Annotated in this window: 21 protein-coding genes; 14 read left to right on the forward strand and 7 right to left on the reverse strand. The window is 54.7% G+C overall.

Features of this window, described 5'->3' with window-relative positions; all coding sequences use genetic code 11:
* Window positions 1-23 precede the first annotated feature (23 nt).
* From yhdP to csrD, 7 genes are all read right to left on the reverse strand, one after another.
* Window positions 24-3,854, reverse strand: coding sequence for an AsmA2 domain-containing protein YhdP (gene yhdP / locus N5J69_RS14410; RefSeq protein WP_279771184.1), 3,831 nt, complete (start codon window positions 3,852-3,854; stop codon window positions 24-26).
* A gap of 147 nt (window positions 3,855-4,001) precedes the next feature.
* Window positions 4,002-5,471 (reverse strand): ribonuclease G, encoded by a 1,470-nt coding sequence (gene rng / locus N5J69_RS14415; protein ID WP_003855268.1) that lies wholly within the window; start codon window positions 5,469-5,471, stop codon window positions 4,002-4,004.
* Window positions 5,461-6,054 (reverse strand): Maf family protein, encoded by a 594-nt coding sequence (locus N5J69_RS14420; RefSeq protein ID WP_279771186.1) that lies wholly within the window; start codon window positions 6,052-6,054, stop codon window positions 5,461-5,463. Before N5J69_RS14420 ends, rng begins: the two co-directional genes overlap by 11 nt.
* 8 nt (window positions 6,055-6,062) lie before the next feature.
* A complete protein-coding gene (gene mreD / locus N5J69_RS14425) occupies window positions 6,063-6,551 on the reverse strand; it encodes a rod shape-determining protein MreD (protein ID WP_009087513.1) in 489 nt (162 codons plus the stop codon).
* Entirely contained in the window at window positions 6,548-7,573 is a 1,026-nt protein-coding gene (mreC, locus tag N5J69_RS14430; RefSeq protein WP_279771187.1) for a rod shape-determining protein MreC, read from the reverse strand. The genes mreD and mreC overlap by 4 nt, the downstream gene beginning before the upstream one ends.
* Window positions 7,574-7,721: 148 nt before the next feature.
* Window positions 7,722-8,765: a rod shape-determining protein MreB gene (mreB, locus tag N5J69_RS14435; protein WP_003855260.1), complete on the reverse strand. Its 1,044-nt coding sequence runs from the start codon at window positions 8,763-8,765 to the stop codon at window positions 7,722-7,724.
* A 311-nt stretch (window positions 8,766-9,076) separates the two neighbouring features.
* Window positions 9,077-11,026: an RNase E specificity factor CsrD gene (csrD, locus tag N5J69_RS14440; protein ID WP_279771188.1), complete on the reverse strand. Its 1,950-nt coding sequence runs from the start codon at window positions 11,024-11,026 to the stop codon at window positions 9,077-9,079.
* 283 nt (window positions 11,027-11,309) lie between these two features.
* Here csrD and msrP point away from each other — a divergent pair, with 283 nt between their 5' ends.
* The 14 genes from msrP (at window position 11,310) to N5J69_RS14510 (ending at window position 24,457) form a co-directional block, all read left to right on the forward strand.
* Window positions 11,310-12,314, forward strand: coding sequence for a protein-methionine-sulfoxide reductase catalytic subunit MsrP (gene msrP / locus N5J69_RS14445; RefSeq protein WP_279771190.1), 1,005 nt, complete (start codon window positions 11,310-11,312; stop codon window positions 12,312-12,314).
* A gap of 3 nt (window positions 12,315-12,317) precedes the next feature.
* Window positions 12,318-12,920, forward strand: a complete 603-nt coding sequence (gene msrQ, locus N5J69_RS14450) for a protein-methionine-sulfoxide reductase heme-binding subunit MsrQ (RefSeq protein WP_279771191.1) — start codon at window positions 12,318-12,320, stop codon at window positions 12,918-12,920.
* 232 nt (window positions 12,921-13,152) lie between these two features.
* Window positions 13,153-13,605, forward strand: coding sequence for a type II 3-dehydroquinate dehydratase (gene aroQ / locus N5J69_RS14455; RefSeq protein ID WP_279771192.1), 453 nt, complete (start codon window positions 13,153-13,155; stop codon window positions 13,603-13,605).
* Window positions 13,606-13,630: 25 nt separating this feature from the next.
* The gene (gene accB, locus N5J69_RS14460) at window positions 13,631-14,092 is read left to right on the forward strand and encodes an acetyl-CoA carboxylase biotin carboxyl carrier protein (RefSeq protein ID WP_279771193.1); all 462 of its coding nucleotides are present in this window, start codon (window positions 13,631-13,633) and stop codon (window positions 14,090-14,092) included.
* A gap of 11 nt (window positions 14,093-14,103) precedes the next feature.
* On the forward strand, window positions 14,104-15,453 hold the full coding sequence (accC, locus tag N5J69_RS14465) for an acetyl-CoA carboxylase biotin carboxylase subunit (protein WP_279771194.1): 1,350 nt from the start codon (window positions 14,104-14,106) through the stop codon (window positions 15,451-15,453).
* Between the two features lie 72 nt (window positions 15,454-15,525).
* Window positions 15,526-15,768 (forward strand): YhdT family protein, encoded by a 243-nt coding sequence (locus N5J69_RS14470; protein ID WP_279771195.1) that lies wholly within the window; start codon window positions 15,526-15,528, stop codon window positions 15,766-15,768.
* The gene (gene panF, locus N5J69_RS14475) at window positions 15,758-17,203 is read left to right on the forward strand and encodes a sodium/pantothenate symporter (RefSeq protein ID WP_279771196.1); all 1,446 of its coding nucleotides are present in this window, start codon (window positions 15,758-15,760) and stop codon (window positions 17,201-17,203) included. The genes N5J69_RS14470 and panF overlap by 11 nt, the downstream gene beginning before the upstream one ends.
* A gap of 16 nt (window positions 17,204-17,219) precedes the next feature.
* Window positions 17,220-18,101: a 50S ribosomal protein L11 methyltransferase gene (gene prmA / locus N5J69_RS14480; protein WP_279771197.1), complete on the forward strand. Its 882-nt coding sequence runs from the start codon at window positions 17,220-17,222 to the stop codon at window positions 18,099-18,101.
* Between the two features lie 367 nt (window positions 18,102-18,468).
* Window positions 18,469-19,434: a tRNA dihydrouridine synthase DusB gene (gene dusB, locus N5J69_RS14485; RefSeq protein ID WP_013359217.1), complete on the forward strand. Its 966-nt coding sequence runs from the start codon at window positions 18,469-18,471 to the stop codon at window positions 19,432-19,434.
* A gap of 23 nt (window positions 19,435-19,457) precedes the next feature.
* Entirely contained in the window at window positions 19,458-19,754 is a 297-nt protein-coding gene (gene fis, locus N5J69_RS14490; RefSeq protein ID WP_003855228.1) for a DNA-binding transcriptional regulator Fis, read from the forward strand.
* A 544-nt stretch (window positions 19,755-20,298) separates the two neighbouring features.
* A complete protein-coding gene (locus tag N5J69_RS14495; RefSeq protein ID WP_013359218.1) occupies window positions 20,299-21,324 on the forward strand; it encodes an amino acid ABC transporter substrate-binding protein in 1,026 nt (341 codons plus the stop codon).
* A 68-nt stretch (window positions 21,325-21,392) separates the two neighbouring features.
* The gene (locus N5J69_RS14500) at window positions 21,393-22,571 is read left to right on the forward strand and encodes an amino acid ABC transporter permease (RefSeq protein ID WP_279771199.1); all 1,179 of its coding nucleotides are present in this window, start codon (window positions 21,393-21,395) and stop codon (window positions 22,569-22,571) included.
* 15 nt (window positions 22,572-22,586) lie between these two features.
* Window positions 22,587-23,687, forward strand: coding sequence for an amino acid ABC transporter permease (locus N5J69_RS14505; protein WP_279771200.1), 1,101 nt, complete (start codon window positions 22,587-22,589; stop codon window positions 23,685-23,687).
* A gap of 8 nt (window positions 23,688-23,695) precedes the next feature.
* Window positions 23,696-24,457 carry an amino acid ABC transporter ATP-binding protein gene (locus N5J69_RS14510; RefSeq protein ID WP_010699823.1) on the forward strand — a complete coding sequence of 254 codons (762 nt, stop codon included), beginning with the start codon at window positions 23,696-23,698 and terminating at the stop codon, window positions 24,455-24,457.
* Window positions 24,458-24,640 lie beyond the last annotated feature (183 nt).

Below are 24,640 nucleotides of genomic sequence, written 5' to 3' on the forward strand. Positions count from 1 at the left end.
GTAATTCCGGTACGGCGTCAAATTCACTTGTTGTCTGTTTCACGCGGTTTACGCAGCACTTCATTGATTTCCGGTTTATCCAGTGGGCCACTGATGTGATAACGCAGCAGCGATATCTTGTTCCACAGGGGGCCCAGAACTTTACTGGCTGCAAACACTGCCGCGCCAATGACCGGATTGATGGCAAACGCGGTCGCCACACCGACAGAGGCTGAGATTTCAGGCGCAACCACCGCTTCCATATCGATCTGACGCTTCACCAGGTCGAGATTCCCCTGCATCGCGATATCCGCTTCCAGCCCATCCACCAGCAGGTTATCGGTGCGCATTACGCCGTTTTCGATCCAGGCGGTGCCGTTAATCGAATCGAAATAGAAAGAGTTGGTAAAGGTATCGCTGAAGTCGAAGCGCAGCTTGCGCAACAGTGCATCAAAGCTTACCAGCCGCAGGATTTTCCCCGCCGTGCCGGTGTTCACATCCGCAATCTGGCCTTTGCCAAAGTGGGTTTTCAGGGTGCCGCTCAGCGTCTCTGCGGAAGGCTGCCAGGGTGCAGAGCGCCAGTGCAGGTCGTAGGCAATATCAAAGGGCGCATCGCGCAGCGGGGTATTCACGCCAAACCAGTTGGTCGCGTTATTAATATTCGGCCCCTTAAGCGTACCTTTCAGTGAGGTGCGCGGATCGCCCGGACGGTTAACCCACTCACCGTTAATTTTAAGCTGCGAGCTGCCAGTATCCACTTTACCGTTAGTAAGCGCTAACGTCTCTCCTTTGGGTTGCAGCGTCGCGGATACCTGACCATATTTCTGGCCCAGTACCCAGCACTCTTTACAGCGCAGCTGTAAGGCGGGCCACTGGCTGAAGTTAATCTGGGTGGCTTGCTGAGAAGGCTGTTTGCCGCCTTTGCCTGCGTCGTTATCCCACTGCGGATTGTAGTAGAGGTAATCCAGGTTCACCTGCCACGGCGCTTTAGGGGCCATGGCCAGTTCACCGCGCAGCTCTTTCGCATTAACGCTGACCTCCCCACTGCCGCCTGAACGCTGTGCCAGCGTCGCCTTAACCTCATGCCATTGCTGCCCGCCCAGCGTGACCGCCGGACTGTGCAGCGTGATATTGCCTGGCAGCGTAATGCCGCCGGTCCGGAAGTCACCGCCTCCCGCTGATTCGCGTCCGCCCGTGGCACCCCCGGCAGCCATCATCGCGACCCAGGCCTCTCCATCCAGCGCAGGCAGGTTCAGCACCATGCCTTCATGATCGGGTAGCGCAGGCGTTTTCCCTGCATCATTCAGCCAGATACCCCGATCTACGCGCAGCGTCGGCTCCAGCAACCAGCGACTGTTAAAACGGTGGTTCGCCTTCACGCTGCCGCTGAGATCGAAATGGTTCAGGTCGCCGCTGGCCTGGATGGTGACTGGCATCGCCTCACCGGCTTTTTTGTCCAGCGGTGCAGGTAAGTGACTACTCACTTCTTTAGCATTACCGTTCAGCGCAACGTCATAACGCGCCCCGCCGTGATGAGGCAGCGTAATATTAACATCACCCTGCCACGGCAGATGTCCGCCCAGCTGCCTGCTGACGGCGGCCGGAATCTGGCTGATTTTAGCGGGTTGCCAGTCGCCCTGAAGTTTGACGTTAACGCCAAAGTCATCCGGGTTCTCCTGGGTGCTGAAACGGACGCCCATCGGCTGACCAAACCAGTTTGCCCGCAGATCCTCACTGGCCAGATTGCCATTGTCGTAACGGAAGCGTCCCGAAAGCGCGTTGATGGTGGTTTTTAACGGCTTGATAAACAGCGAGTTGTTGTTCAGATCGACATTACCGCGGGCATGCACCTGCTCGCCATCCAGTGGAATGTCCAGATTCAGGTGGCCACCGACGCGGCCCTTGATTTCCAGCTGCTCCAGCGCGGCACCCAGTGAAGGTTTAAGCGGTGTTTGCTGGAAATAGTCACCAATCTGCTGGCCTTCACCCCTGATGTCACCATCAATGATCAGCTTCTCTTTCAGGTAATCGGGTATCACCGCACTGACGTTACGTGCCTCGACCTCGCCCAGTCTGGCCACTGGTGCGTTCATCCACAGACCGTCGTTCAGGAAGTTCAGGTCGATATCGAGATTGCTGATCGCGGGCCATTCAGGCTGAAACGCATACGTCGCCTGACGAAGCGGCACCCAGACCTGGAACATGCCATCATTGTGTTTGAACGGGAACAGCGCCGGATTACCGGCAAACAGCAACGTGGCGTTATCCACCCTGCCACCCTTCACGGCCCCACTGAGATAGTGCGTCAGCCCGTTACCCATCAGAGGCACCGGGAAATAGCGCCACGCATCGCCAGCATCGGTCACCCGGATGCCCGCCAGAATATCCAGACGGGGCTCACTGCCGCTATTCTGCTGGTAACTGAAGTCGCCGCGCGCCCAGAGCGATCGCGCCTCAAGATCAAGATTTTCGCCCGCCAGCGTCAGGCCATGTTCATCACGCAGCCAGCGCAGCGCACCGGTCACCCGTTTGATCTCTAACGGTGCCTGAAACATATCACCATAAGGTACGGTCGCGGCCCCCATCGCCACGCTGACCTGACCGTTGTTCAGGCTGCCGCGCACTTCTCCGCTCAGGTGACTGATGCCCGGCAAGAGTTTCCAGTGCTGCCAGCTGAAATCACGCCATTTTACCTGCAAGCGGGTTTTTTCAGGCTGCTGCAATGGAATATCGAGCGCCAGGCCCTCGATGATGCCCTGTGGCTGCAGCGTCTGCCAGTTTTCAAACAGCGCCGGAGAGAGCGGCGCAAACAGCGGAACAAGGGGCGCAATATGGCTCAGCACCAGCTGTGTGGCGCGTACCCGCACTTCCTGCTGACCATCCGGCCCCAGCAGTTGCTTATCTTCAGGACGCCATAACAGTGAAAAATGACCGGCGGGCCAGGACTGGCCGTCGGTACTGAGCCGGGTCTGCGGCACATTGACCACCCAGCCATTCTGGAAGCGTGACAGATGCGCGGTCAGTCCATCGACCTCGATGCGATGCCGTCCGGTCTCACCCTGCCAGCTGGCTCCCCCCTTGCGCAGCAGCAGATCGCCAGCATAGATGTCACCATCGCGCAGGTTAACCCAGGCCGCGAGACTGAAGCGGGCGCTGTCCAGACGGGTATTGTCGCGCATCCAGCGGCCCAGCCACGGACGCATGTCGACGTCATCGGCCTGCATCCAGATGCGCCCATCATTCAGTAAACCGTTGCTGTCGTTGAGATCGAGCCGCACCTGAACCACGCCGTGCTGGCCGGTGAAGCTGGACAGGCTGACTTCGCCTTCAGCCCGGTGGCGGTTATCTTCATTGACCCAGGTGAGGCGCGGGATCGCCAGCTCAGCATGCTGGCCGGAGGGGGTACGGAAGCGGATGGTGCTGTCACGCAGGTCAAAGTGGTCAAACTGGCGCAGGAAGAGTTCGTTGATCTGCGCCGGACGGAAGCTGTTTTTTTCTTTGTCGTTATCCAGCAGCGGACGATTTGTGTCGAGGTGCAACTGCCAGAAGGTCAGATCGCGGAACTGCCAGCGCCAGTGCAGCAGAGACTGCCAGACATCGAGCGCCAGATTGATGCGTTTAATCGTGAGTTTGCCGTTTTCATGCAGATCAACGCTGAGGTCACGAACCTGAAGGGTCGGGCCGAAATTCTCCCATTTGCCCTGTAACTGACTGGCGGTGATCGGCACATCCGTTTTGTCGGAAATGAATTGCAGAAGGTTGTTGCGATAGCTGTCGAGATGCGGCATCACCAGACGCAATCCGCTGACCAGCAGCGCGACAATCACGATGATTGCCGCGACCAGCAGTAACAAAATCCTCGGCAACTGCCTCACTCACGCCTCTCCTTGTGTTCCGTAAACGACGGATAGTTGGTTCTCATACCCGACCGTCTTCAGATAAAAGCGTTAAAACGCGCATTTTATCCCAAACAAGGGCGTTTATTCAGCCCGGCAACCAGTAAAACCGGTAACGGGCTGACGTTACATCATCACCACGTCGAACTGCTCCTGAGTGTAGAGCGCTTCAACGTGAACTTTAACCTGCTTACCCACAAAGATTTCAACTTCAGCCAGCGCATGAGACTCGTCAGTTTTTAACGCCTCACCCACCGTGGGTGACACATAAACCAGGAAACGGTCAGAATCATACGCGTGGTGAACCCGCACAATCTCACGCATGATTTCATAACAGACCGTTTCAACCGTTTTCAGCGTGCCACGCCCTTTGCAGACCGGGCAATCCTGGCACAGAACATGCTCAATGCTTTCACGGGTCCGCTTACGCGTCATCTCCACCAGACCCAGCGCCGAAAAACCATTAATACCGGTTTTGACCCGATCTTTGCTGAGCGCGCTTTCCAGTGAATGTAACACCCGGCGTCGGTGGTCTTCATTGCTCATGTCAATGAAGTCGATAATGATGATGCCGCCCAGATTACGCAGCCGTAGCTGGCGGGCGATTGCCTGAGTGGCCTCAACATTGGTGTTAAAGATCGTCTCATCAAGGTTGCGATGGCCCACAAATGCACCGGTATTGATGTCGATAGTGGTCATTGCTTCGGTCTGATCGATAATCAGATAACCGCCTGACTTTAGTTCAACTTTGCGATCCAGCGAGCGCTGAATCTCATTTTCGACGTCGAAGAGATCGAAAATAGGCTGTTTACCGTTGTAAAGTTCCAGTTTACCGGCCATCTCCGGGATATATTCACCGGTAAATTCCACCAGCATGTCGCAGGTCAGACGGGAGTCGACCCGGATACGATCCAGTGCTGCGCCCGCAAAATCACGCAATATTCGCTGAGCCAGCGCCAGCTCGCCGTAGAGCAGGCAGCGGGTCTGGTTGCGCTTTTTACGCTCGCTGACTTTGGTCCAGAGACGTTTGAGAAAAGCCGCGTCCTGCGCCAGCTCCTCTTCCCCGATGCCCTCGGCAGCGGTACGGATAATAAAGCCGCCGAGATCGTCACAGTAATCTGCCACCACCGCTTTCAGCCGGTCGCGCTCTTTCTCACTTTCAATGCGCTGTGAGACACCGACATGCGATGCCCCCGGCATAAAGACCAGGTAACGTGAAGGCAGGGTAATATCCGTGGTCAGCCGGGCACCTTTGGTGCCAAGCGGATCTTTAACGACCTGCACCACCAGGTCCTGCCCCTGACGCACCAGTTCGGCGATATCGCGCACGATGAAATTTTTCTTTTCGTCACCTGCCACACATTCAGTATGCGGCATGATGTCAGAAGCGTGCAGAAAGGCCGCTTTTTCCAGGCCGATATCGACAAAGGCGGCCTGCATGCCGGGCAGAACACGGCTTACCCTTCCTTTGTAAATATTGCCAACAATGCCGCGCCGCGCTTCACGCTCAATGTGGATTTCCTGAAGGATGCCGCCGTCAATATAGGCAACGCGTGTTTCAGAAGGCGTGACGTTAACCAGTAATTCAGCCGTCATGTTGACCCCTTACGGCACGCAGTGACTGGAAATGGCTGATCAGCTCCGCTGTCTCAACCAGAGGTAATCCGACCACTGCATGGTAGCTTCCATTAATTTTGCGGACAAAGTTTCCTCCTCTGCCCTGAATACCGTATGCACCCGCTTTATCCATCGGCTCGCCGGTAGCAATATAGTCGTCGATGTCGCGCCCGGTTAAGGTGCGGAATGTCACATCAGTGGTCACGACGCAATCCAGCGTCTGCTGGCTGTCGGCCAGCGCCACCGCCGTCATCACCTGATGCGTATGACCGGAAAGTTTACGCAGCATCGCGTGGGCATCGGCGGCATCGCGTGGTTTTTCCAGCACGTCGCCATTCAGTACCACAATGGTATCCGCGCCCAGCACCGGCAGGTCCTGCGCGGCCAGTCTGACACCCGCCCGCGCTTTGTCATTCGCCAGACGGCGGACATAGATCTCCGCCGCTTCATTCGGCTGACGCTGTTCTTCAACGTCAGTCACGATGCGCTCAAAGGTCAGGCCAAGTTGAGTTAACAGCTCACGACGACGCGGTGAACCGGAAGCAAGATAGAGGGTTACCATAAATTTCCTTATTGAACAGCGAACTGACGACGAATTTTTCTCATGAGTAAGAATAGCCAGGGCCAGAGAATACCGTCGACGACACTGCTCCAGAAAATTTCAGGTCGGAATGAAACGTTGATTACCAGGAATTCTGCCCAGAAGACAATCACATCCATCGCCAGTGACAGCACCATAACCATTAGCGCTTGCTGCCACAACGCTAAGTTGCGGAATAACTGGAATTTAAAGGCAATCAGGTAGGCGATGATACTGAGCGCCAGCGCACGTACGCCGAGGGTAGATCCGGCAATCAGATCCATGATAGCACCGAGCATAAACCCGGTACCGACATTGACCCGGTGCGGCAGTGCAAGCACCCAGTAGATCAGGATCAACAGCAGCCATGAGGGCCGGAACATATAGATCTCATCCGGCCACGGCATGATCTGCAGGATCAGCGCGACCAGGAAAGAGAGCCAGATGACCCAACGTCCCTGGCTGCGATATCGACTCAAGGCTGGCCCCCGCGTGAACGCGTGGAGCCGCTGCTCTGTCCGCTGCTACTGCCGCCTGAAGGGGCCGGTGGTCCCATCTGTGCGGAAGGCGCTGGCGGGCCCATCTCCCCGGCTGGCGGTAAGACCTGCGGCATCATCTGCATCAGACGTTCATTCGCCACGCGATGCACTTCATCCTGCGGCAGCGGCATATCACCGTTGCGATCCGCGCCCCACAGCAGCAGCAGATAGCGCAGACGCTGCAGACCGGCGGTCGGATGCGCCTGAATCACCGTGTAAGCGCGCTGGGTGTCCACTTTCACTGAGGAAACCACGCCCACCGGATACCCCTCAGGGAAACGACCACCGATACCAGACGTCACCAGAACATCGCCGACCCGAATGTCGGTGTTACCCGGCAGATGCTCAAGCTGGAGATCTTCAGTACAGCCGTTACCTGCAGCAATCACACGAATGTCATTACGCAGCACCTGAATAGGCAGAGCGTGTGACGCATCACAGATCAGCAGAACACGGCTGGTAAGTTGCCCGACGGCGATAACCTGACCGACGACGCCTTTATCACTGATAACCGGCTGACCTTCATAGACACCGTTAACGCTGCCTTTGTCGATCACCACCTGGTCGGTGTAAGGATCGGTGCCGGTGGAGATGACCTGCGTCACCATCTTTTGCTCATCCTGACGCAGCGGTGAACCCAGCAGTTCACGCAGGCGTGCGTTTTCCTGCTTATATTGCCCCAGCATTAGCAGGTTACTGTTTTTCAGGAAGAGCTCACGACGTAACGCTTTGTTTTCCTGCTCCAGTTGCTGACGCGACGCCAGCGACTCCGACACGCCATCCAGCAGCTGACGTGGCCCATTGGCCAGGAAGTAAAACGGACTGACCGACGTATCCAGATAGTTGCGTATTTGGGTGAATGAGCTCACCCGGCTGTCGGCAATGATAATGGCAATAGCCACGATGACCGCCAGGAAAAGACGCAACTGCAGGGATGGGCCCCTGCTAAAAATCGGCTTCATATAATCTGCGTGATCCTCGACAACAGGAGAGGAAGCGACGGCAAAACACCGTGCTTCCCTGGGCTGAACGCACTGTACCGGCACAGATTTCGCCGGTTCACATGCTACTCCCCTGCATGATCATTGCGTTCTCAGCCGGTTGAGGCAATTATTCTTCGCTGAACAAATCGCCGCCATGCATGTCGATCATTTCCAGCGCCTTGCCGCCACCGCGAGCCACACAGGTCAGCGGATCTTCAGCAACCACAACCGGAATGCCCGTCTCTTCCATCAGCAGACGATCGAGGTTGCGCAGTAACGCACCACCGCCGGTCAGCACCATGCCGCGCTCTGAAATATCTGACGCCAGCTCAGGCGGACACTGCTCAAGAGCAACCATCACGGCGCTGACGATGCCGGTTAACGGCTCCTGCAGCGCTTCCAGAATTTCGTTGGAGTTCAGCGTGAAGCCACGTGGTACGCCTTCTGCCAGGTTACGGCCACGTACTTCAATTTCACGGACTTCATCACCCGGATAGGCTGAACCGATCTCATGCTTAATACGTTCTGCGGTCGCTTCACCAATCAGTGAACCGTAGTTACGACGCACATAATTAATAATAGCTTCATCGAAACGATCGCCACCAATACGGACTGATGAGGAGTAAACCACACCATTCAGGGAGATCACCGCGACTTCGGTGGTACCGCCACCAATATCAACAACCATTGAACCGGTCGCTTCCGAAACGGGCAGGCCTGCACCAATTGCGGCAGCCATCGGCTCTTCAATCAGAAAGACTTCACGCGCGCCAGCGCCCTGAGCGGATTCACGAATCGCACGACGTTCAACCTGCGTAGCGCCGACGGGTACGCAGACCAGCACACGTGGGCTGGGACGCATAAAGCTGTTGCTGTGAACCTGCTTGATGAAGTGCTGCAGCATCTTTTCGGTCACGAAGAAGTCAGCGATAACGCCATCTTTCATCGGACGGATAGCTGCAATGTTGCCTGGCGTACGGCCGAGCATCTGTTTAGCGTCATGACCTACGGCCGCGACACTTTTCGGCGAACCGGCACGATCCTGTCGAATGGCAACCACGGAAGGCTCGTTCAGCACGATGCCCTGTCCTTTTACGTAAATCAGGGTATTCGCGGTACCCAGGTCAATGGACAAGTCATTGGAAAACATGCCACGAAATTTTTTAAACATACTAAGGGATAATCCTGCAAGCTGGGGGCGGAAAATAAAATCCGCTTACTTTACCAACCACACGAAGCTGCCACAAGGCGCAAAAACGTTCTGCTTCGGTGAAAAAAGACGCCTGATTGCGTTTAAGTCATCTGAACCGGCGATCCGCAACAGCAGAATGGCGACCAGACGCCATCAGCACTGCTTTTCACGCTATTTTCCCTCACCATGCCCGACATAAAATTTAACATTTCCGGCACCAGGGTCAGGGATTCAGATAGCGCTTAACCTTTAAAAAAACCGTGAATTCCCGTCATTACGACAGCAAATCATCAAATACGGTAACGTTGGGAATACTTCTTCACGTTACTGTTAACCGGAAGCGAAGGGGCAAAAAAGTCGCCCTGCCCGCCTGCGACACCCAGCGCCACTAATGTCTGCCACTCCGCTTTTGTGCGAACACCGGTGGCAAACACCTGAATGCCCGTGGACTTACAGACCTCCAGCAGACTTTGCACAAACAGCTGATTTGCCGTCCGCCGCTCAATGTTGCGCACCAGACCGGCATCAAGCTTGATCAGTTCCAGCGGCAGCTGCCGGATATAGGCGCTGCTGACTACGGTTAACCCCGCCTGATTCACCGCGACCCGACAGCCAAAAGCCTTAAGTGCACGGAAAACCGGCGCTAATTGGTTGATGTGTTGACAGACATCTGCCTCGGCAAGTTCAAATAAAAATCGTTTTCTTTGCGCTTTCGGGCACTGCAGCAGCATATTCTGCAGCCAGAGCACAAAGGAACGTTGCAGAAGCGAGGTAATGGTCACCGGCATTACCAGCGTCTCTTCCGGCCAGAGTTCAGAGAGTGCCGCAATACGGGTCACCAGCTGACGATCCCAGCCATCAGCCATGCCAAGCTGCTGCACCAGCGGCATATATTCTGCGGCCAGCACCTCTTTATCGCCGTCAAAGATACGGGTCAGCATGACCCGGTGCTGCACCTTACCTTCGGTATTTACGGTAGGCTTGTGGTACAGCCGCGGGCCGCCACGGCTAAGCGTGTTTTCCAGCAGGGTTCGCCAGCGCACACTGCCCCGCCCGGCGTCCTGAGGATTGCCTGCGCCATTGGTCCAGTTATTCCCCCCCAGCAGTGCTGCCCGTCGCGTTGCCATCTCGGCATTTTCCATCACCTGCAGGACCGTCTGCCCGCTGTGCCATGCGGTGATACCGATGTGGATCAGATCATCGCGATTGACCTGCCGCATCGGCGGCAGAGAATCAACAGCGTTGATCAGCTGGTCGGCAATACTGTTTGCTTCTTTGAGACTGCGGTGCGGCAGGAGTACGGCAAAATCACTGCGAAAATAGCGTGCCAGCAGGGCTCCGGGATAGCGCAGCACAAAGGTGGAGAGCATGTTGACGAAATTAAACAGGTATTCCTCAACCAGCGCGGGCTCCAGTGAATCTTTCATCGTGTCCAGATCGGGCAGTCGCACCATCATCACCACACCGTGGGTGCCGACATTTTCCTGATCTTCCAGCAGGGTGGCGAGCTGGTTATCAAAGAACAGCCTGTTGTTAAGGCCGGTGCGTCCATCCTGCGCAGCAAAGGTGCGGATCAGCGTGTCGATACGCAGACGCTGTTCGCCCGCTTCCTGCAGATCTGCCAGCAACACATCCATCGCCCGGCTCGCCCTGGGTGGCCACTCATCCACAACCCGTTTCGGCACAACACCGCGTTCGCCGTGAATGATCGCCTCTGCCCGCGCTTCAAGATGCTCCATGCCACGCCACTGACGAGTGAGCCAGCGATGTATCGCCAGCAACACCAGACTCATCACCAGCAGCACGGTAAACAGAATGCACAGCGTATAGGTTCCGGTAATGGATCGCAGCCAGGTTTTGGCAGGATCAAGCGTGACAACCCGCAGCTGTAAGCCGGTCTGGTGCATCAAAGGCACATCAACCTGAAGAAAACGATTGGGTTCGTCTTCCAGCATCTGGTTTTCGTGTCGGGAGAGGGTGAGGAAAGTCTGCCTGCCGCTGTAAACGGAAATCTGCTCGGCATTGATTACTGGCATCATGCGCGTGAGCCAGTTATGCAGCTGTTCTGGCGTGTCGGTGAACATTGCCTGATCCAGTTCGGTCGCCAGCACCTGCGCCCGATGTTCAACCCGCTGATGACTGAACCAGAAAACACTGAATGCGCTGCCTGCCAGCATTAATGACATCGCCAGCAGGCTTAGAAAGGTAATAAACGCAGATAATTTTGTGGTTAATCGCATCCCTGTGCCTGTATTGCTGCGGTGATAACCGGATCACCCCACTTTGTACCGTCAGCCTGACGAAAACGCGAGCAAAATAGCATAATTTGCCGCTGCCGACAGCGCCGAGTCGCATGAAGCCGAAGTATATCGTCGGGATATCATGGCTGACGTTGATCCCGACACTTTTCAGCGCATTCTCATCGCACAGGCCAGCCAGGAAATTTCACATTTTGAGGGCGAAACTGGCTGATATCAGCGATAGTCATCATGCTGGTTGATGACATCCTTCTGGAGAAGCCCCATGAAACGCATACCCTCTCTGACCGAAGCCGACGTAACGCCGGAAAGCATCTTTAATATGAAGCGCCGTCAGGTGCTGAAAACGCTGGGCCTGAGCGCTGCGGCGATGGGTATGCCGGGCGTGGCGAATGCCGATATTCTTAGCTGGTTTAAAGGTAACGATCGCCCACCCGCGCCAGCAGGCCGTCCGCTGGATTTTACCAAACCGGCGCAATATCAGGCCGACCTGACGCTGACGCCAGCGGATAAAGTTTCCGGCTACAACAATTTCTATGAGTTCGGGCTGGATAAGGCCGATCCGGCTGCCAATGCCGGCACGCTGAAAACAGAGCCCTGGAAACTCACTATCGATGGCGAAGTGGCGAAGCCCGTGACCCTGGACATGGATGACATCTTTAAACGCTTCGCCATGGAGCAACGGATCTATCGCATGCGCTGCGTGGAGGCCTGGTCGATGGTGGTGCCCTGGATAGGCTTTGAGCTGAATAAGTTGCTCTCGCTGGCAGAACCCACCAGCAAAGCGCGTTTTGTTGCCTTCCAGACGCTGTACGATCCCGAGCAGATGCCGGGCCAGAAAGATCGCTTTATTGGCGGTGGGCTTAATTATCCCTATGTCGAAGGTTTACGTCTGGACGAAGCGATGCATCCATTGACCATCCTGACCACCGGCGTCTATGGCAAAGCGCTGCCGCCGCAGAATGGCGCACCGATTCGCCTGACGGTACCGTGGAAATATGGCTTTAAAGGTATCAAGTCGATCGTCAAAATCACGCTGACTGCGAATCAGCCACCGACCACCTGGAACCAGATTGCCGCAGATGAATATGGTTTTTATGCCAATGTGAATCCGCACGTTAATCATCCCCGCTGGTCGCAGGCTACCGAACGGTTTATCGGCCCTGGCGGCAGCCTGAAGGTTGAACATCAGCCAACGCTGCTGTTTAACGGCTACGCCGACCAGGTGGCGTCGCTCTACCGTGGCATGGATTTACGGGAGAATTATTAGGTGGTGCGCCTGTCGATAAAACAGATCATGTGGCTCAAGGTGATCCTGCATCTGGCAGCCCTGCTGCCGCTGGTTTATCTGATTCTTGCCGCAATGCAGGGTGGTCTGAGCGCCGATCCGGCAAAAGATATTCAGCATTTTACCGGCCGCATGGCGCTGAAACTGCTGTTGGGTACGCTGCTGGTTTCACCGCTGGCACGTTATGGCAGGCAGCCGCTGTTAATTCGCACCCGGCGTCTGCTTGGCGTCTGGACGTTTGTCTGGGCTTCCCTTCATCTGCTGAGCTATTACCTGCTGGAGCTGGGCGTTGACAATCTGCGTCTGCTGGGCAGCGAGCTGATCTCCCGCCCTTATCTGACGCTGGGAATTATCAGCTGGCTGATATTGCTGGCCCTGGCGGTAACCTCGTTTCAGCGCGCTCAGCGCAGGCTCGGGAAGCGCTGGCAAACCCTGCATAACGCGGTCTACCTGGTGGCGATTCTGGTACCTATCCACTATATCTGGTCAGTGAAAACGGTGTCCCCCCAGCCACTTATCTATGCCTTGCTTGCTGCGATACTGTTAGCCTGGCGTTACAAAAAATTCCTTAAATGGTGGCCGCGCTAGTACTTCCCCCGTTGTTTTCCTCTGCTGTTTTCTGATAAAAGATGTGGCCCGCAGGCCACATCCGATCATCTTCGCAGATAAGACCAGTATTTTGCTGCGAAATGACACGAAACGGATATAATGCCCGGCTTTATTGCTCGTCGGGTCTTCTTTTTTAGCCTGAAAGGTGACAAATGAAGATTCGCAAGGTATTTTACGCGATGCCTCAATGATTGCGGGAGATGGCAGCACGATGGCGCATAAATTACATATTCTGCTTTTGAACGGGCCCAACCTGAATCTGTTGGGAACACGTGAACCTGAGAAGTATGGTCACACCACGCTGCGTCAGATCGTTGACGATTTGACACGTCAGGCAGACCAGTTGAATGTGGAGTTAAGCCACCTGCAAACCAATGCTGAATTTCAGCTGATTGATCGCATTCATGAGGCCAAAGGCAATGTGGATTACATCATCATTAATCCTGCCGCGTTTACCCATACCAGTGTCGCACTGCGTGATGCCCTGCTGGCGGTAGCAATACCGTTTATCGAGGTTCATCTTTCCAATGTGCATGCCCGCGAGCCCTTCCGTCATCACTCCTATCTTTCTGATGTTTCTGCTGGCGTGATCTGTGGGCTTGGCGCTGACGGCTACACATGGGCTTTACAAACGGCAGTAAAACGCCTGTCTCACACTAATTAATCAAACTGAGTACGGAACCCCACTCATGGATATTCGTAAAATTAAAAAACTGATCGAACTGGTTGAAGAGTCTGGCATTTCTGAGCTGGAAATCTCTGAAGGTGAAGAGTCCGTTCGCATCAGCCGTGCACCTGCAAACACAGGTTACCCGATGATGCAGCAGGCTTACGCTGCGCCGGTTCAACAGCCCGCGCTGGCGACAGCCGTTGCCCCTGTTGCAGCGGTTGCCGAAGCAGCACCAGCTGAAATCAGCGGTCACATCGTGCGTTCACCGATGGTAGGCACCTTCTACCGTACGCCGAGCCCGGATGCGAAAGCCTTTGTGGAAGTTGGCCAGAAAGTGAATGCCGGCGACACCTTGTGCATCGTCGAAGCCATGAAAATGATGAACCAGATCGAAGCTGATAAATCAGGCGTAGTGAAAGCTATCCTGGTTGAAAGCGGTCAGCCGGTCGAATTTGACGAGCCACTGGTTATCATCGAGTAACGGGGCAGATCATGCTGGATAAAATTGTTATTGCTAACCGTGGTGAGATTGCGCTGCGCATTCTGCGTGCCTGTAAAGAACTGGGCATCAAGACTGTTGCGGTACACTCAAGCGCGGATCGTGACCTGAAGCACGTGCTGCTGGCAGACGAAACCGTCTGCATCGGCCCGGCGCAGTCAGTAAAAAGTTACCTCAACATCCCGGCCCTGATCTCTGCTGCAGAGATCACCGGCGCGGTGGCGATTCACCCTGGCTACGGCTTCCTCTCTGAGAATGCTGATTTTGCCGAGCAGGTTGAGCGCTCCGGCTTTATCTTTATCGGCCCGAAAGCAGATACCATTCGCCTGATGGGCGACAAAGTTTCTGCTATCAACGCGATGAAGAAAGCAGGCGTTCCAACCGTACCGGGTTCTGATGGCTCGCTGACGGATGACATGGAAAAAAACCGCGCCTTTGCGAAACGCATCGGTTATCCGGTCATCATCAAAGCCTCTGGCGGCGGCGGCGGTCGCGGTATGCGCGTAGTGCGCAGCGACAAAGAACTGGAACAATCCATCAACATGACGAAAGCGGAAGCCAAAGCGGCTTTCAACAACGACATGGTTTACATGGAAAAGTATCTGGAGAATCCGCGCCACATTGAGATTCAGGTACTGGCTGACGGCCAGGGTAACGCGATCTATCTGGGTGAACGTGACTGCTCCATGCAGCGCCGTCATCAGAAAGTGGTTGAAGAAGCGCCAGGCCCGGGCATCACGCCGGAACTGCGTAGCTTCATCGGCAATCGCTGTGCTAAAGCCTGTATCGAGATTGGCTATCGTGGCGCAGGCACCTTCGAGTTCCTGTATGAAAACGGTGAGTTCTACTTCATCGAGATGAACACCCGTATTCAGGTTGAACATCCGGTGACAGAGATGATTACCGGTGTGGACCTGATTAAAGAGCAGCTGCGCATTGCTGCCGGTCAGCCACTGTCAATCAAACAGGATGAAGTGATCATTCGCGGACATGCGGTCGAGTGCCGTATCAACGCCGAAGATCCGGTCACCTTCCTGCCAAGTCCGGGTAAAATCACCCGCTTCCACGCACCAGGCGGTTTTGGCGTGCGCTGGGAGTCGCATATTTACTCAGGCTACACCGTACCGCCTTATTACGACTCCATGATCGGCAAGCTGATCACCTATGGCGAAACGCGTGACGTGGCCATCGCTCGCATGAAAAATGCGCTGGCGGAACTGATCATCGACGGTATCAAAACCAACGTTGAACTGCAGATGAAAATAATGTCCGACGAAAACTTCCAGCACGGTGGAACGAATATCCACTATCTGGAGAAAAAACTCGGCTTGCACGAGAAATAATCGCAACGCTGAGTCAGTCTGAGGCCGGTTAATCCGGCCTTTTTCTTTTGCCGCTGGCGTTAAGGTTGAATCATGGATGCTCGTTTTATACAGGCACATAAAGAGGCGCGCTGGTCGCTTTATCTCACCCTGCTCTGGCTCGCTGCCTGGGGGCTTTCTGCCTGGCTCGGTGGCAGTGAAATCGGTGTTACCGGCCTGCCGCGCTGGTTTGAACTCTCCTGCCTGTTTGCGCCCCTGTTATTCATTTTCCTGTGCTGGATGATGGTGCGGGTCATTTTCCGCGACATGTCGCTGGAGGATAAAAATGAACAGTGAAATTATCCTGCCGTTACTGATTTATCTGGTCGTGATTGCCGCGCTGTCGGTGTTTGCCGTTCGTAAAAGACGTGAAGGCAGCTTCCTCACTGAATATTTCCTTGGCAGCCGCTCCATGGGCGGGTTTGTGCTGGCCATGACGCTTACTACCACCTACATCAGCGCCAGCTCATTTATTGGGGGACCCGGTGCCGCCTATAAATATGGGCTGGGATGGGTATTGCTGGCGATGGTGCAGGTGCCCGCCGTCTGGCTGTCGCTGGGTGTGCTGGGGAAAAAGTTTGCCATTCTGGCGCGTAAGCATAATGCGGTGACGCTGAATGATATGCTCTACGCCCGCTATCAGAGCCCGCTGCTGATCTGGCTGGCGAGTCTGAGTCTGCTGATTGCTTTTATTGGTGCCATGACGGTGCAGTTTATTGGCGGTGCGCGGCTGCTCGAAACCGCCGCTGGCATCCCGTATGACACCGGTCTGCTGATTTTTGGCGGCACGATTGCGCTCTACACCGCGTTCGGCGGCTTCCGTGCCAGCGTGCTTAATGACGCTATGCAGGGCATCGTGATGCTGATTGGCACCTTTCTGCTGCTCTTCGCGGTGATTCATCAGGCCGGTGGCCTGAGCACGGCCGTGCAGAAACTGCATGACATCGATCCGGCTCTGCTGTCGCCGCAGGGGCCCGGCGAGATTATCACGCCAACCTTCCTCAGCTCGTTCGTCGTGCTGGTCTGCTTTGGTGTGATCGGCTTACCGCACACTGCCGTGCGCTGTATTTCTTACAAAGACAGCAAAGCTGTGCATCGGGCCATCATTCTGGGCACCATTGTTGTGGTGGTGTTGATGCTGGGCATGCATCTGGCCGGTGCGCTGGGCCGTGCGATACTGCCCGATCTCACCGTGCCGGATAGTGTCATTCCGACCCTGATGATTACCGTGCTGCCGCCGTTAGCAGCCGGGCTGTTTCTGGCAGCACCCATGGCGGCGATTATGTCGACCATCAATGCCCAGCTGTTACAGGCGTCGGCCACGCTGATTAAAGATCTCTATTTGCGTGTCGCCCCGCAACAGCTGGAAAATGAGACGCGGCTGCGGCTGCTGTCTGGCACCATTACTTTCGCACTGGGTATTCTGCTGCTGATTGCGGCCTGGAACCCGCCCGATATGATTATCTGGCTCAACCTGCTGGCATTTGGCGGCCTGGAGGCGGTTTTCCTCTGGCCGCTGGTTCTGGGCCTCTACTGGGAACGCGCCAATGCCGCAGGGGCCATCACCGGCATGGTGGTGGGTGGAGGCTGCTACGCTTTTATGGCGAGCCTTAACCTGCAGATCCTGGGTTTTCACCCCATCGTGCCCTCCCTGCTTTTAAGCCTGCTGGCCTTTTTAGTGGGTAACCTGTTTGGACGCGCACCGCAAACGGTCGACGCGCCACAACATTGACGGAAAGAGAGACGTTATGCCGTGGATTCAAATTAAAATTAACAGCTCAGGTGAACATGCGGAAACGCTGAGCGATGCGCTGATGGAGATCGGTGCGGTTTCTGTAACTTTTCAGGATACCCACGACACGCCGGTTTATGAGCCGCTGCCGGGTGAAACGCGCCTGTGGGGCGATACCGACGTTATCGGCCTGTTCGATGCCGAAACGGATATGTCCCTGATTACCGCCGAACTGGCGCAACATCCGCTGCTGGGTAACGATTTCCGTCACCGGATCGAGCAGATCGAAGATAAAGACTGGGAGCGCGAATGGATGGAAAACTTCCACCCGATGCGCTTCGGTGAGCGTCTCTGGATCTGTCCAAGCTGGCGTGATGTGCCGGATCCTGACGCCGTCAACGTGATGCTCGATCCCGGCCTGGCATTTGGAACCGGTACGCATCCAACGACTTCGCTCTGCCTTACCTGGCTCGATGGGCTGGATCTGGAAGGCAAAACGGTGATCGATTTCGGCTGTGGCTCAGGGATCCTGGCGATCGCCGCGCTGAAGCTGGGCGCGGCTCAGGCGATTGGCATTGATATCGATCCGCAGGCTATTCAGGCCAGCCGGGATAATGCTGAGCGCAACGGCGTCTCCGACCGCCTGTCGCTCTATCTGCCCCACCAGCAACCCGACAATCTGCAGGCTGATGTGGTGGTGGCCAACATTCTGGCCGGTCCGCTGCGTGAACTGGCCCCTCTGATTAGCGTGCTGCCGACGTCTGGCGGTCATCTGGGCCTCTCGGGCGTGCTTGAGAGCCAGGCAGAAGGCGTTTGTGAAGCCTATGCCAGCGAGTTCGCGCTTGACCCGGTTGCGGTTAAAGAGGAGTGGTGCCGGATTACCGGGATTAAAGCCTGAATGTAGCGCCTGTCCGTTTACTCTGATATCGCTGTCGCGGTAACAAAGTCTCTTAACAGAACATTCAGCCAGCCCGTAGCGTAAGTTGCGGGCTTTCCCGATTTGTCATGGATGCTTGTATCGTTAATCACGGAATGTGACGTTTTTTATCTGGCGAATTGACGTACTTTTCTGGAAAAACTTTTGTTCACAATTTCAGCATAAATAAGTAAGTCATTGTTATTTAAGACCAATAAAGAATAGCACTGATCATCATCCGGATTTCATTGATATTTGTTGCTGATTGTTCAAAGTTTGGCCTTTCATCTTCCTGCAAAAATGCGTAATATACGCCGCCTTGCAGACACAGTATGGCCATTCTGACTTCATGCGTATTGGAAACCTCCAGCTGAGAAATCGACTGATTGCAGCACCGATGGCCGGTATTACCGACAGGCCGTTCAGGACGCTGTGTCACGAAATGGGCGCAGGCATGGCAGTTTCTGAGATGTTGTCTTCTAACCCGGAAGTCTGGGCAAGCGACAAATCTCGATTACGTATGGTTCACAGCGATGAGCCAGGCATTCGCGCCGTGCAAATTGCCGGTTGCGATCCCAGCGAAATGGCGCAAGCTGCACGCATTAATGTTGAGGCTGGTGCACAAGTCATCGACATTAATATGGGATGCCCTGCCAAGAAGGTTAACCGCAAAATGGCTGGTTCAGCCTTGCTGCAATATCCCGCCGTGGTGGAGTCCATTCTCTCCGCAGTGGTTAACGCAGTGAACGTGCCGGTCACGCTGAAAATCCGTACTGGCTGGGATCCTGAAAACAGGAACTGTGTCGCGATTGCCCAATTGGCTGAACGCTGCGGTATACAGGCTCTGACGATACATGGTCGCACTCGTGCCTGCCTGTTCAACGGAGAAGCTGAATATGACAGCATTCGGACAGTTAAGCAGAGTGTTTCCATTCCGATTATCGCGAATGGAGACATAACTGACCCGCATAAAGCCAGAGCAGTGCTCGACTATACAGGGGCCGATGCTCTGATGATAGGACGCGCTGCTCAGGGGAGACCGTGGATCTTCCGGGAAATCCAGCATTATCTGGACACTGGGGAGTTGCTTGCCCCGCTGCCAATGGCAGAGGTCAAGCGCTTGCTTGTTTCGCATATACGTGAGCTGCACGACTTTTACGGTTCAGGCAAGGGATACCGTATAGCGCGAAAGCACGTCTCCTGGTACCTGCAGGAGCACGCCCCGAATGACCAGTTTCGGCGCACATTCAACGCCATAGAGGATGCCAGCGAACAGCTGGAGGCGTTGGAGGCATACTTCGAAAATCTTGCGTAACGAAATAAAGAGCTGAAAGAACTATGTTCGAACAACGCGTAAATTCTGACGTACTGACCGTTTCTACCGTTAACTCACAGGATCAGGTAACTCAAAAACCTTTGCGTGATTCGGTTAAACAGGCACTGAAGAACTATTTTGCTCAACTGAATGGTCAGGATGTGAGCGACCTGTATGAGCTGGTTTTGGCTGAAGTCGAGCAGCCTCTGTTGGACATGGTGATGCAGTATACCCGTGGCAACCAGACCCGTGCTGCCCTGATGATGGGTATCAACCGCGGTACGCTGCGTAAGAAATTGAAAAAATACGGCATGAACTGAGTTTTAGTTCGGTCTGTTAATCACGCCAGCCTTCGGGCTGGCGTTTTTATTTGTGCGACAGCCCACAAACTAATGGCAGGGAGCGTGAAACAGTTGCCTCTAATATGGTAACTATAGTTGCAATTGCTGCCGTGATATTTCACTCTCTCGTTTTCGATCTGCGTCGTCCGTTTTCGTACTTATCCTGATCCTCATCTCATTGCGCGTTCCCGTCATTGCTGGGCATGTGACTTTCTGCGCATAAAAAAGCAACGCCTTCTCTTCATACATTCCTGACTGAGCGAGCGCTCACACTGCTCTCATATAGTGAAACTATTTGCACTAAATGTGATCGGGTCGACTCGTATTGCTTCCTTTTGGTGCGCCATATTAGCGAAACTTTCCAGGTGCTTCCGATTATTAACCGTTCTTTCATACGAATTCAGGATCCTGCAAACCTGGCATCAGCTTTGCAGAGTCGTGGATGGCTTACCGCCACAGACAGGAAAAACGCACATTAAAGTGCGCAAACATAACAACATGATCCCGCCACACAGGATGCTTTATGAAAAAGATGATGCTCTCTACGCTGATCGCTGCCGCCTCGCTGGTTGCCATTGCTCAGCAGGCACACGCAGGCACCACACTGGATGCGATAAAGAAAAAAGGGTTTGTTCAATGTGGTATCAGTGACGGCCTGCCGGGCTTCTCCTATGCAGATGCTGGCGGCAAGTTTACCGGTATCGATGTGGATGTGTGTCGTGCTGCGGCTGCCGCGGTATTTGGCGATGCAACCAAAGTGAAATATACCCCCCTGACCGCGAAAGAGCGTTTCACTGCTCTGCAGTCAGGCGAGGTGGATGTACTGTCACGTAACACCACCTGGACCTCATCGCGTGATGGCGGCATGGGCTTCCTGTTTGCGGGCGTGAATTATTACGACGGCATCGGCTTCCTGACTCACCAGAAAGCCGGGCTGAAAAGTGCAAAAGAGCTGGATGGTGCCACCGTCTGTATCCAGGCGGGAACCGATACCGAGCTGAACGTGGCGGATTTCTTCAAAGCCAACAAAATGCAGTATACGCCGGTGACCTTCGATCGCTCTGATGAATCAGCGAAGGCACTGGACAGCGGTCGCTGCGATACACTGGCGTCCGATCAGTCTCAGCTTTATGCCCTGCGCATCAAGCTCGGCAAACCTGACGAATTCATCGTCCTGCCAGAAGTGATCTCCAAAGAGCCGCTGGGGCCACTGGTGCGTCGTGGTGATGATGACTGGTTTACCATCGTTAAATGGTCGCTCTACGCCATGCTGAACGCGGAAGAGATGGGCATCAACTCGAAAAACGTTGACCAGATGACAGCGAAGCCGACCACCCCGGACATGGCGCATCTGCTGGGTGCTGAGGGTGATTTTGGTAAAGATCTGAAGCTGGATAACAAGTGGGCCTACAACATCATTAAACAGGTCGGCAATTATCAGGAAAGCTTTGACCGTAACGTCGGTAAAGACAGCGCACTGAAGATCGCGCGTGGTCAGAATGCGTTGTGGAACCAGGGCGGGATTCAGTACGCACCACCGGTACGTTAACAGACCTCACCAATCGGGCACCGTATTCTGCGGTGCCCTACCCCAGCTTTCGTTACTGAGGTTTCAACATGTCACAACGCCCAACCGTGAAAAGGGATTTTTCATTTGGTAATCCCACGGTTCGCGCCTGGATTTATCAGTTCATCGCCATCGTCGCAGTAGTTGGTGTGGTGGGTTATCTGGTACATAACACCATTATCAACCTTGCTAATCGCGGCATTACATCGGGATTTGGATTTCTTGAGCGCACTGCCGGCTTCGGCATCGTTCAGCATCTGATTGAGTACACGGAGGGAGATACCTACGCCCGCGTGTTTCTGGTTGGATTAACCAATACGTTGCTGGTTTCTGCGCTCTGTATTGTTTTCGCGTCGATTCTTGGATTCGCGGTAGGTCTTGCCCGCCTTTCTGACAACTGGCTGCTGCGTAAGCTTTCGAATATTTATATCGAAACCTTCCGTAATATCCCGCCCCTGCTGCAAATCTTCTTCTGGTACTTTGCGGTCTTACGCAATCTGCCGGGCCCGCGTCAGGCGCTGAATGCGTTTGATCTGGCGTATGTCAGCAATCGCGGGCTTTACGTCCCGTGGCCGACTTATGCACCGGGCAGCTGGCCGTTTGTTATCGCGCTGCTGCTGGCCGTGGCCGCCAGCTATGGCCTGTACCGCTTCAACCGTCAACATCAGCTGAAAACCGGTGAGTTACGTCGCACATGGCCCGCAGCCGTTGCGATGCTGATCCTCTTTCCTGTGCTTGCGCACCTTGGATTTGGTTCAGCAATGCACTGGGATGTGCCGCAACTGCGCGGATTCAATTTCCGTGGCGGCTCGGTGATGATTCCTGAACTGGCGGCACTGACGCTGGCACTGTCGATCTACACCTCGTCGTTTATCGCTGAAGTAATCCGATCCGGGATTCAGTCGGTTCCGCATGGTCAGCATGAAGCGGCACGATCGCTGGGCCTGCCGAATCCGGTGACGCTGCGCCAGGTGATTATTCCGCAGGCGATGCGCGTCATTATTCCGCCGCTGACCAGTCAGTATCTGAACATCGTGAAGAACTCCTCACTGGCCGCCGCTATCGGTTATCCCGATATGGTGTCGCTGTTTGCCGGATCCGTGCTGAATCAGACCGGTCAGGCCATTGAGACCATTGCTATCACAATGGGCGTTTACCTGATTATCAGTCTGCTGATATCGCTGCTTATGAACGTTTACAACCGCAAAATTGCGCTGGTTGAGCGTTAAGAGAACGGGATAACTATGTCTGTAACTACGCATGAAACGCCCCCTGTCCCGACGACTCTGGTCAGTCGTGCCTGGCTTTGGGCTCGTAAAAATCTGTTCTCCAGCTGGTTTAATACGTTACTGACGCTGTTTTGCATCTGGGTAATCTGGCACGTCATTCCACCTGCGCTGAACTGGCTGGTCTTTCAGGCCAACTGGATTGGCACGACGCGCGCCGATTGCACCAAAGAGGGTGCCTGCTGGGTCTTTATCCATGCGCGTTTCGGCCAGTTCATGTATGGGCTTTACCCGCATGAGCTACGCTGGCGTATCAATCTGGCGCTGGTCATTGGCCTGCTGTCGATAGTGCCAATGTTCCTTAAAAGCCTGCCCTATCGTGGACGCTACATTGCCGCCTGGGCTGTCATCTATCCGGTGATTGTCTGGTTTCTGCTGTATGGCGGCTATCTGGGGCTGGAACGTGTCGAAACACGTCAGTGGGGTGGATTAACGCTGACGCTGATTATCGCCTCGGTAGGGATTGCGGGGGCGCTGCCCCTGGGCATTCTGCTGGCACTTGGCCGCCGCTCGCGTATGCCGGTGGTGCGCACGCTGTCGATAATCTTTATCGAGTTCTGGCGTGGTGTTCCGCTGATTACCGTGCTGTTTATGTCATCGGTGATGCTGCCGCTGTTCATGTCTGAAGGTACGACCATCGATAAGCTGGTACGCGCACTGGTTGGCGTGATTCTTTTCCAGTCTGCTTATGTGGCAGAGGTGGTTCGCGGTGGCCTGCAGGCATTGCCGAAAGGTCAGTATGAGGCAGCGGAATCACTGGCGCTGGGTTACTGGAAGACACAGATGCTGGTTATCCTGCCACAGGCGCTGAAGCTCACTATTCCCGGCCTGGTTAACACCATAATTGCACTGTTTAAAGATACCAGCCTGGTCATCATCATTGGTCTTTTCGATCTGTTCAGCAGCGTCCAGCAGGCAACCGTTGATCCCACCTGGCTGGGTATGTCGACTGAAGGTTATGTCTTTGCTGCACTGGTCTATTGGATCTTCTGTTTTAGCATGTCGCGCTACAGCCAGTATCTGGAAAAGCGCTTTCACACCGGGCGTACATCGCACTGAGGTTTTAAATGACTGACTCTATGACACACTCTTCTGACGCGTTGATGATTTCGCTTGAGAACGTGAATAAATGGTACGGGCAGTTCCACGTACTGAAAGACATCAACCTGCAGGTTAAACCTCGTGAACGCATCGTGCTGTGTGGGCCTTCCGGCTCCGGAAAATCGACAACCATCCGCTGTATCAACCATCTGGAAGAGCACCAGCAGGGGCGCATTGTCGTTGACGGTATCCACCTTAACGATGACGTTCGCAACATCGAGCGCGTGCGCACCGAAGTCGGTATGGTCTTCCAGCACTTTAATCTCTTTCCGCATCTGACCGTATTGCAGAACTGTACGCTGGCCCCTTCCTGGGTAAGAAAGATCCCTAAGAAGGAAGCTGATGAGCTGGCAATGCACTATCTGCAACGCGTACGTATTGCCGAGCATGCGCATAAGTTTCCAGGGCAGCTCTCAGGTGGACAGCAGCAACGTGTCGCCATCGCCCGCTCACTCTGTATGAAGCCCAAAATTATGCTGTTTGATGAGCCAACGTCAGCGCTGGATCCGGAGATGGTTAAAGAGGTGCTGGATACGATGATTGGTCTGGCTGAAGATGGAATGACCATGCTGTGCGTTACCCACGAAATGGGCTTTGCCCGAACGGTGGCTGACCGGGTGATCTTTATGGATCGGGGTGAGATCGTCGAAGTTGCGCCACCTCAGGAGTTCTTTGCGAATCCAAAATCAGAACGTACCCGGGCGTTCCTGTCCCAGGTCATTCACTGATCAGACGTGCAGTTAGCTTACTACCCGGCCTGGTGCCGGGTTTTATTATGGCCTCATCAGCCGATTTAATAAGCTGATTGCTTCAATGCAGTGATGAAGGCACATACCGTCTGGGTGATAAGAGGACGTTTATTTCGGATAGCTACAACGAAAAAAGCCCTTCGCATACGCGAAGGGCTCTCT

Source organism: Pantoea sp. GD03673 (assembly GCF_029844725.1).
In the GTDB taxonomy this organism is placed as follows: Bacteria; Pseudomonadota; Gammaproteobacteria; order Enterobacterales; family Enterobacteriaceae; genus Pantoea.

What these genes read in the sequence shown, in the direction of transcription:
- rng (WP_003855268.1), bottom strand. Translation starts at nt 5,471, where the DNA reads ATGACGGCTGAATTACTGGTTAACGTCACGCCTTCTGAAACACGCGTT.
- N5J69_RS14420 (WP_279771186.1), bottom strand. Translation starts at nt 6,054, where the DNA reads ATGGTAACCCTCTATCTTGCTTCCGGTTCACCGCGTCGTCGTGAGCTG.
- mreC (WP_279771187.1), bottom strand. Translation starts at nt 7,573, where the DNA reads ATGAAGCCGATTTTTAGCAGGGGCCCATCCCTGCAGTTGCGTCTTTTC.
- mreB (WP_003855260.1), bottom strand. Translation starts at nt 8,765, where the DNA reads ATGTTTAAAAAATTTCGTGGCATGTTTTCCAATGACTTGTCCATTGAC.
- csrD (WP_279771188.1), bottom strand. Translation starts at nt 11,026, where the DNA reads ATGCGATTAACCACAAAATTATCTGCGTTTATTACCTTTCTAAGCCTG.
- msrP (WP_279771190.1), top strand. Translation starts at nt 11,310, where the DNA reads ATGAAACGCATACCCTCTCTGACCGAAGCCGACGTAACGCCGGAAAGC.
- aroQ (WP_279771192.1), top strand. Translation starts at nt 13,153, where the DNA reads ATGGCGCATAAATTACATATTCTGCTTTTGAACGGGCCCAACCTGAAT.
- accB (WP_279771193.1), top strand. Translation starts at nt 13,631, where the DNA reads ATGGATATTCGTAAAATTAAAAAACTGATCGAACTGGTTGAAGAGTCT.
- accC (WP_279771194.1), top strand. Translation starts at nt 14,104, where the DNA reads ATGCTGGATAAAATTGTTATTGCTAACCGTGGTGAGATTGCGCTGCGC.
- N5J69_RS14470 (WP_279771195.1), top strand. Translation starts at nt 15,526, where the DNA reads ATGGATGCTCGTTTTATACAGGCACATAAAGAGGCGCGCTGGTCGCTT.
- panF (WP_279771196.1), top strand. Translation starts at nt 15,758, where the DNA reads ATGAACAGTGAAATTATCCTGCCGTTACTGATTTATCTGGTCGTGATT.
- prmA (WP_279771197.1), top strand. Translation starts at nt 17,220, where the DNA reads ATGCCGTGGATTCAAATTAAAATTAACAGCTCAGGTGAACATGCGGAA.
- dusB (WP_013359217.1), top strand. Translation starts at nt 18,469, where the DNA reads ATGCGTATTGGAAACCTCCAGCTGAGAAATCGACTGATTGCAGCACCG.
- fis (WP_003855228.1), top strand. Translation starts at nt 19,458, where the DNA reads ATGTTCGAACAACGCGTAAATTCTGACGTACTGACCGTTTCTACCGTT.
- N5J69_RS14495 (WP_013359218.1), top strand. Translation starts at nt 20,299, where the DNA reads ATGAAAAAGATGATGCTCTCTACGCTGATCGCTGCCGCCTCGCTGGTT.
- N5J69_RS14500 (WP_279771199.1), top strand. Translation starts at nt 21,393, where the DNA reads ATGTCACAACGCCCAACCGTGAAAAGGGATTTTTCATTTGGTAATCCC.
- N5J69_RS14505 (WP_279771200.1), top strand. Translation starts at nt 22,587, where the DNA reads ATGTCTGTAACTACGCATGAAACGCCCCCTGTCCCGACGACTCTGGTC.
- N5J69_RS14510 (WP_010699823.1), top strand. Translation starts at nt 23,696, where the DNA reads ATGACTGACTCTATGACACACTCTTCTGACGCGTTGATGATTTCGCTT.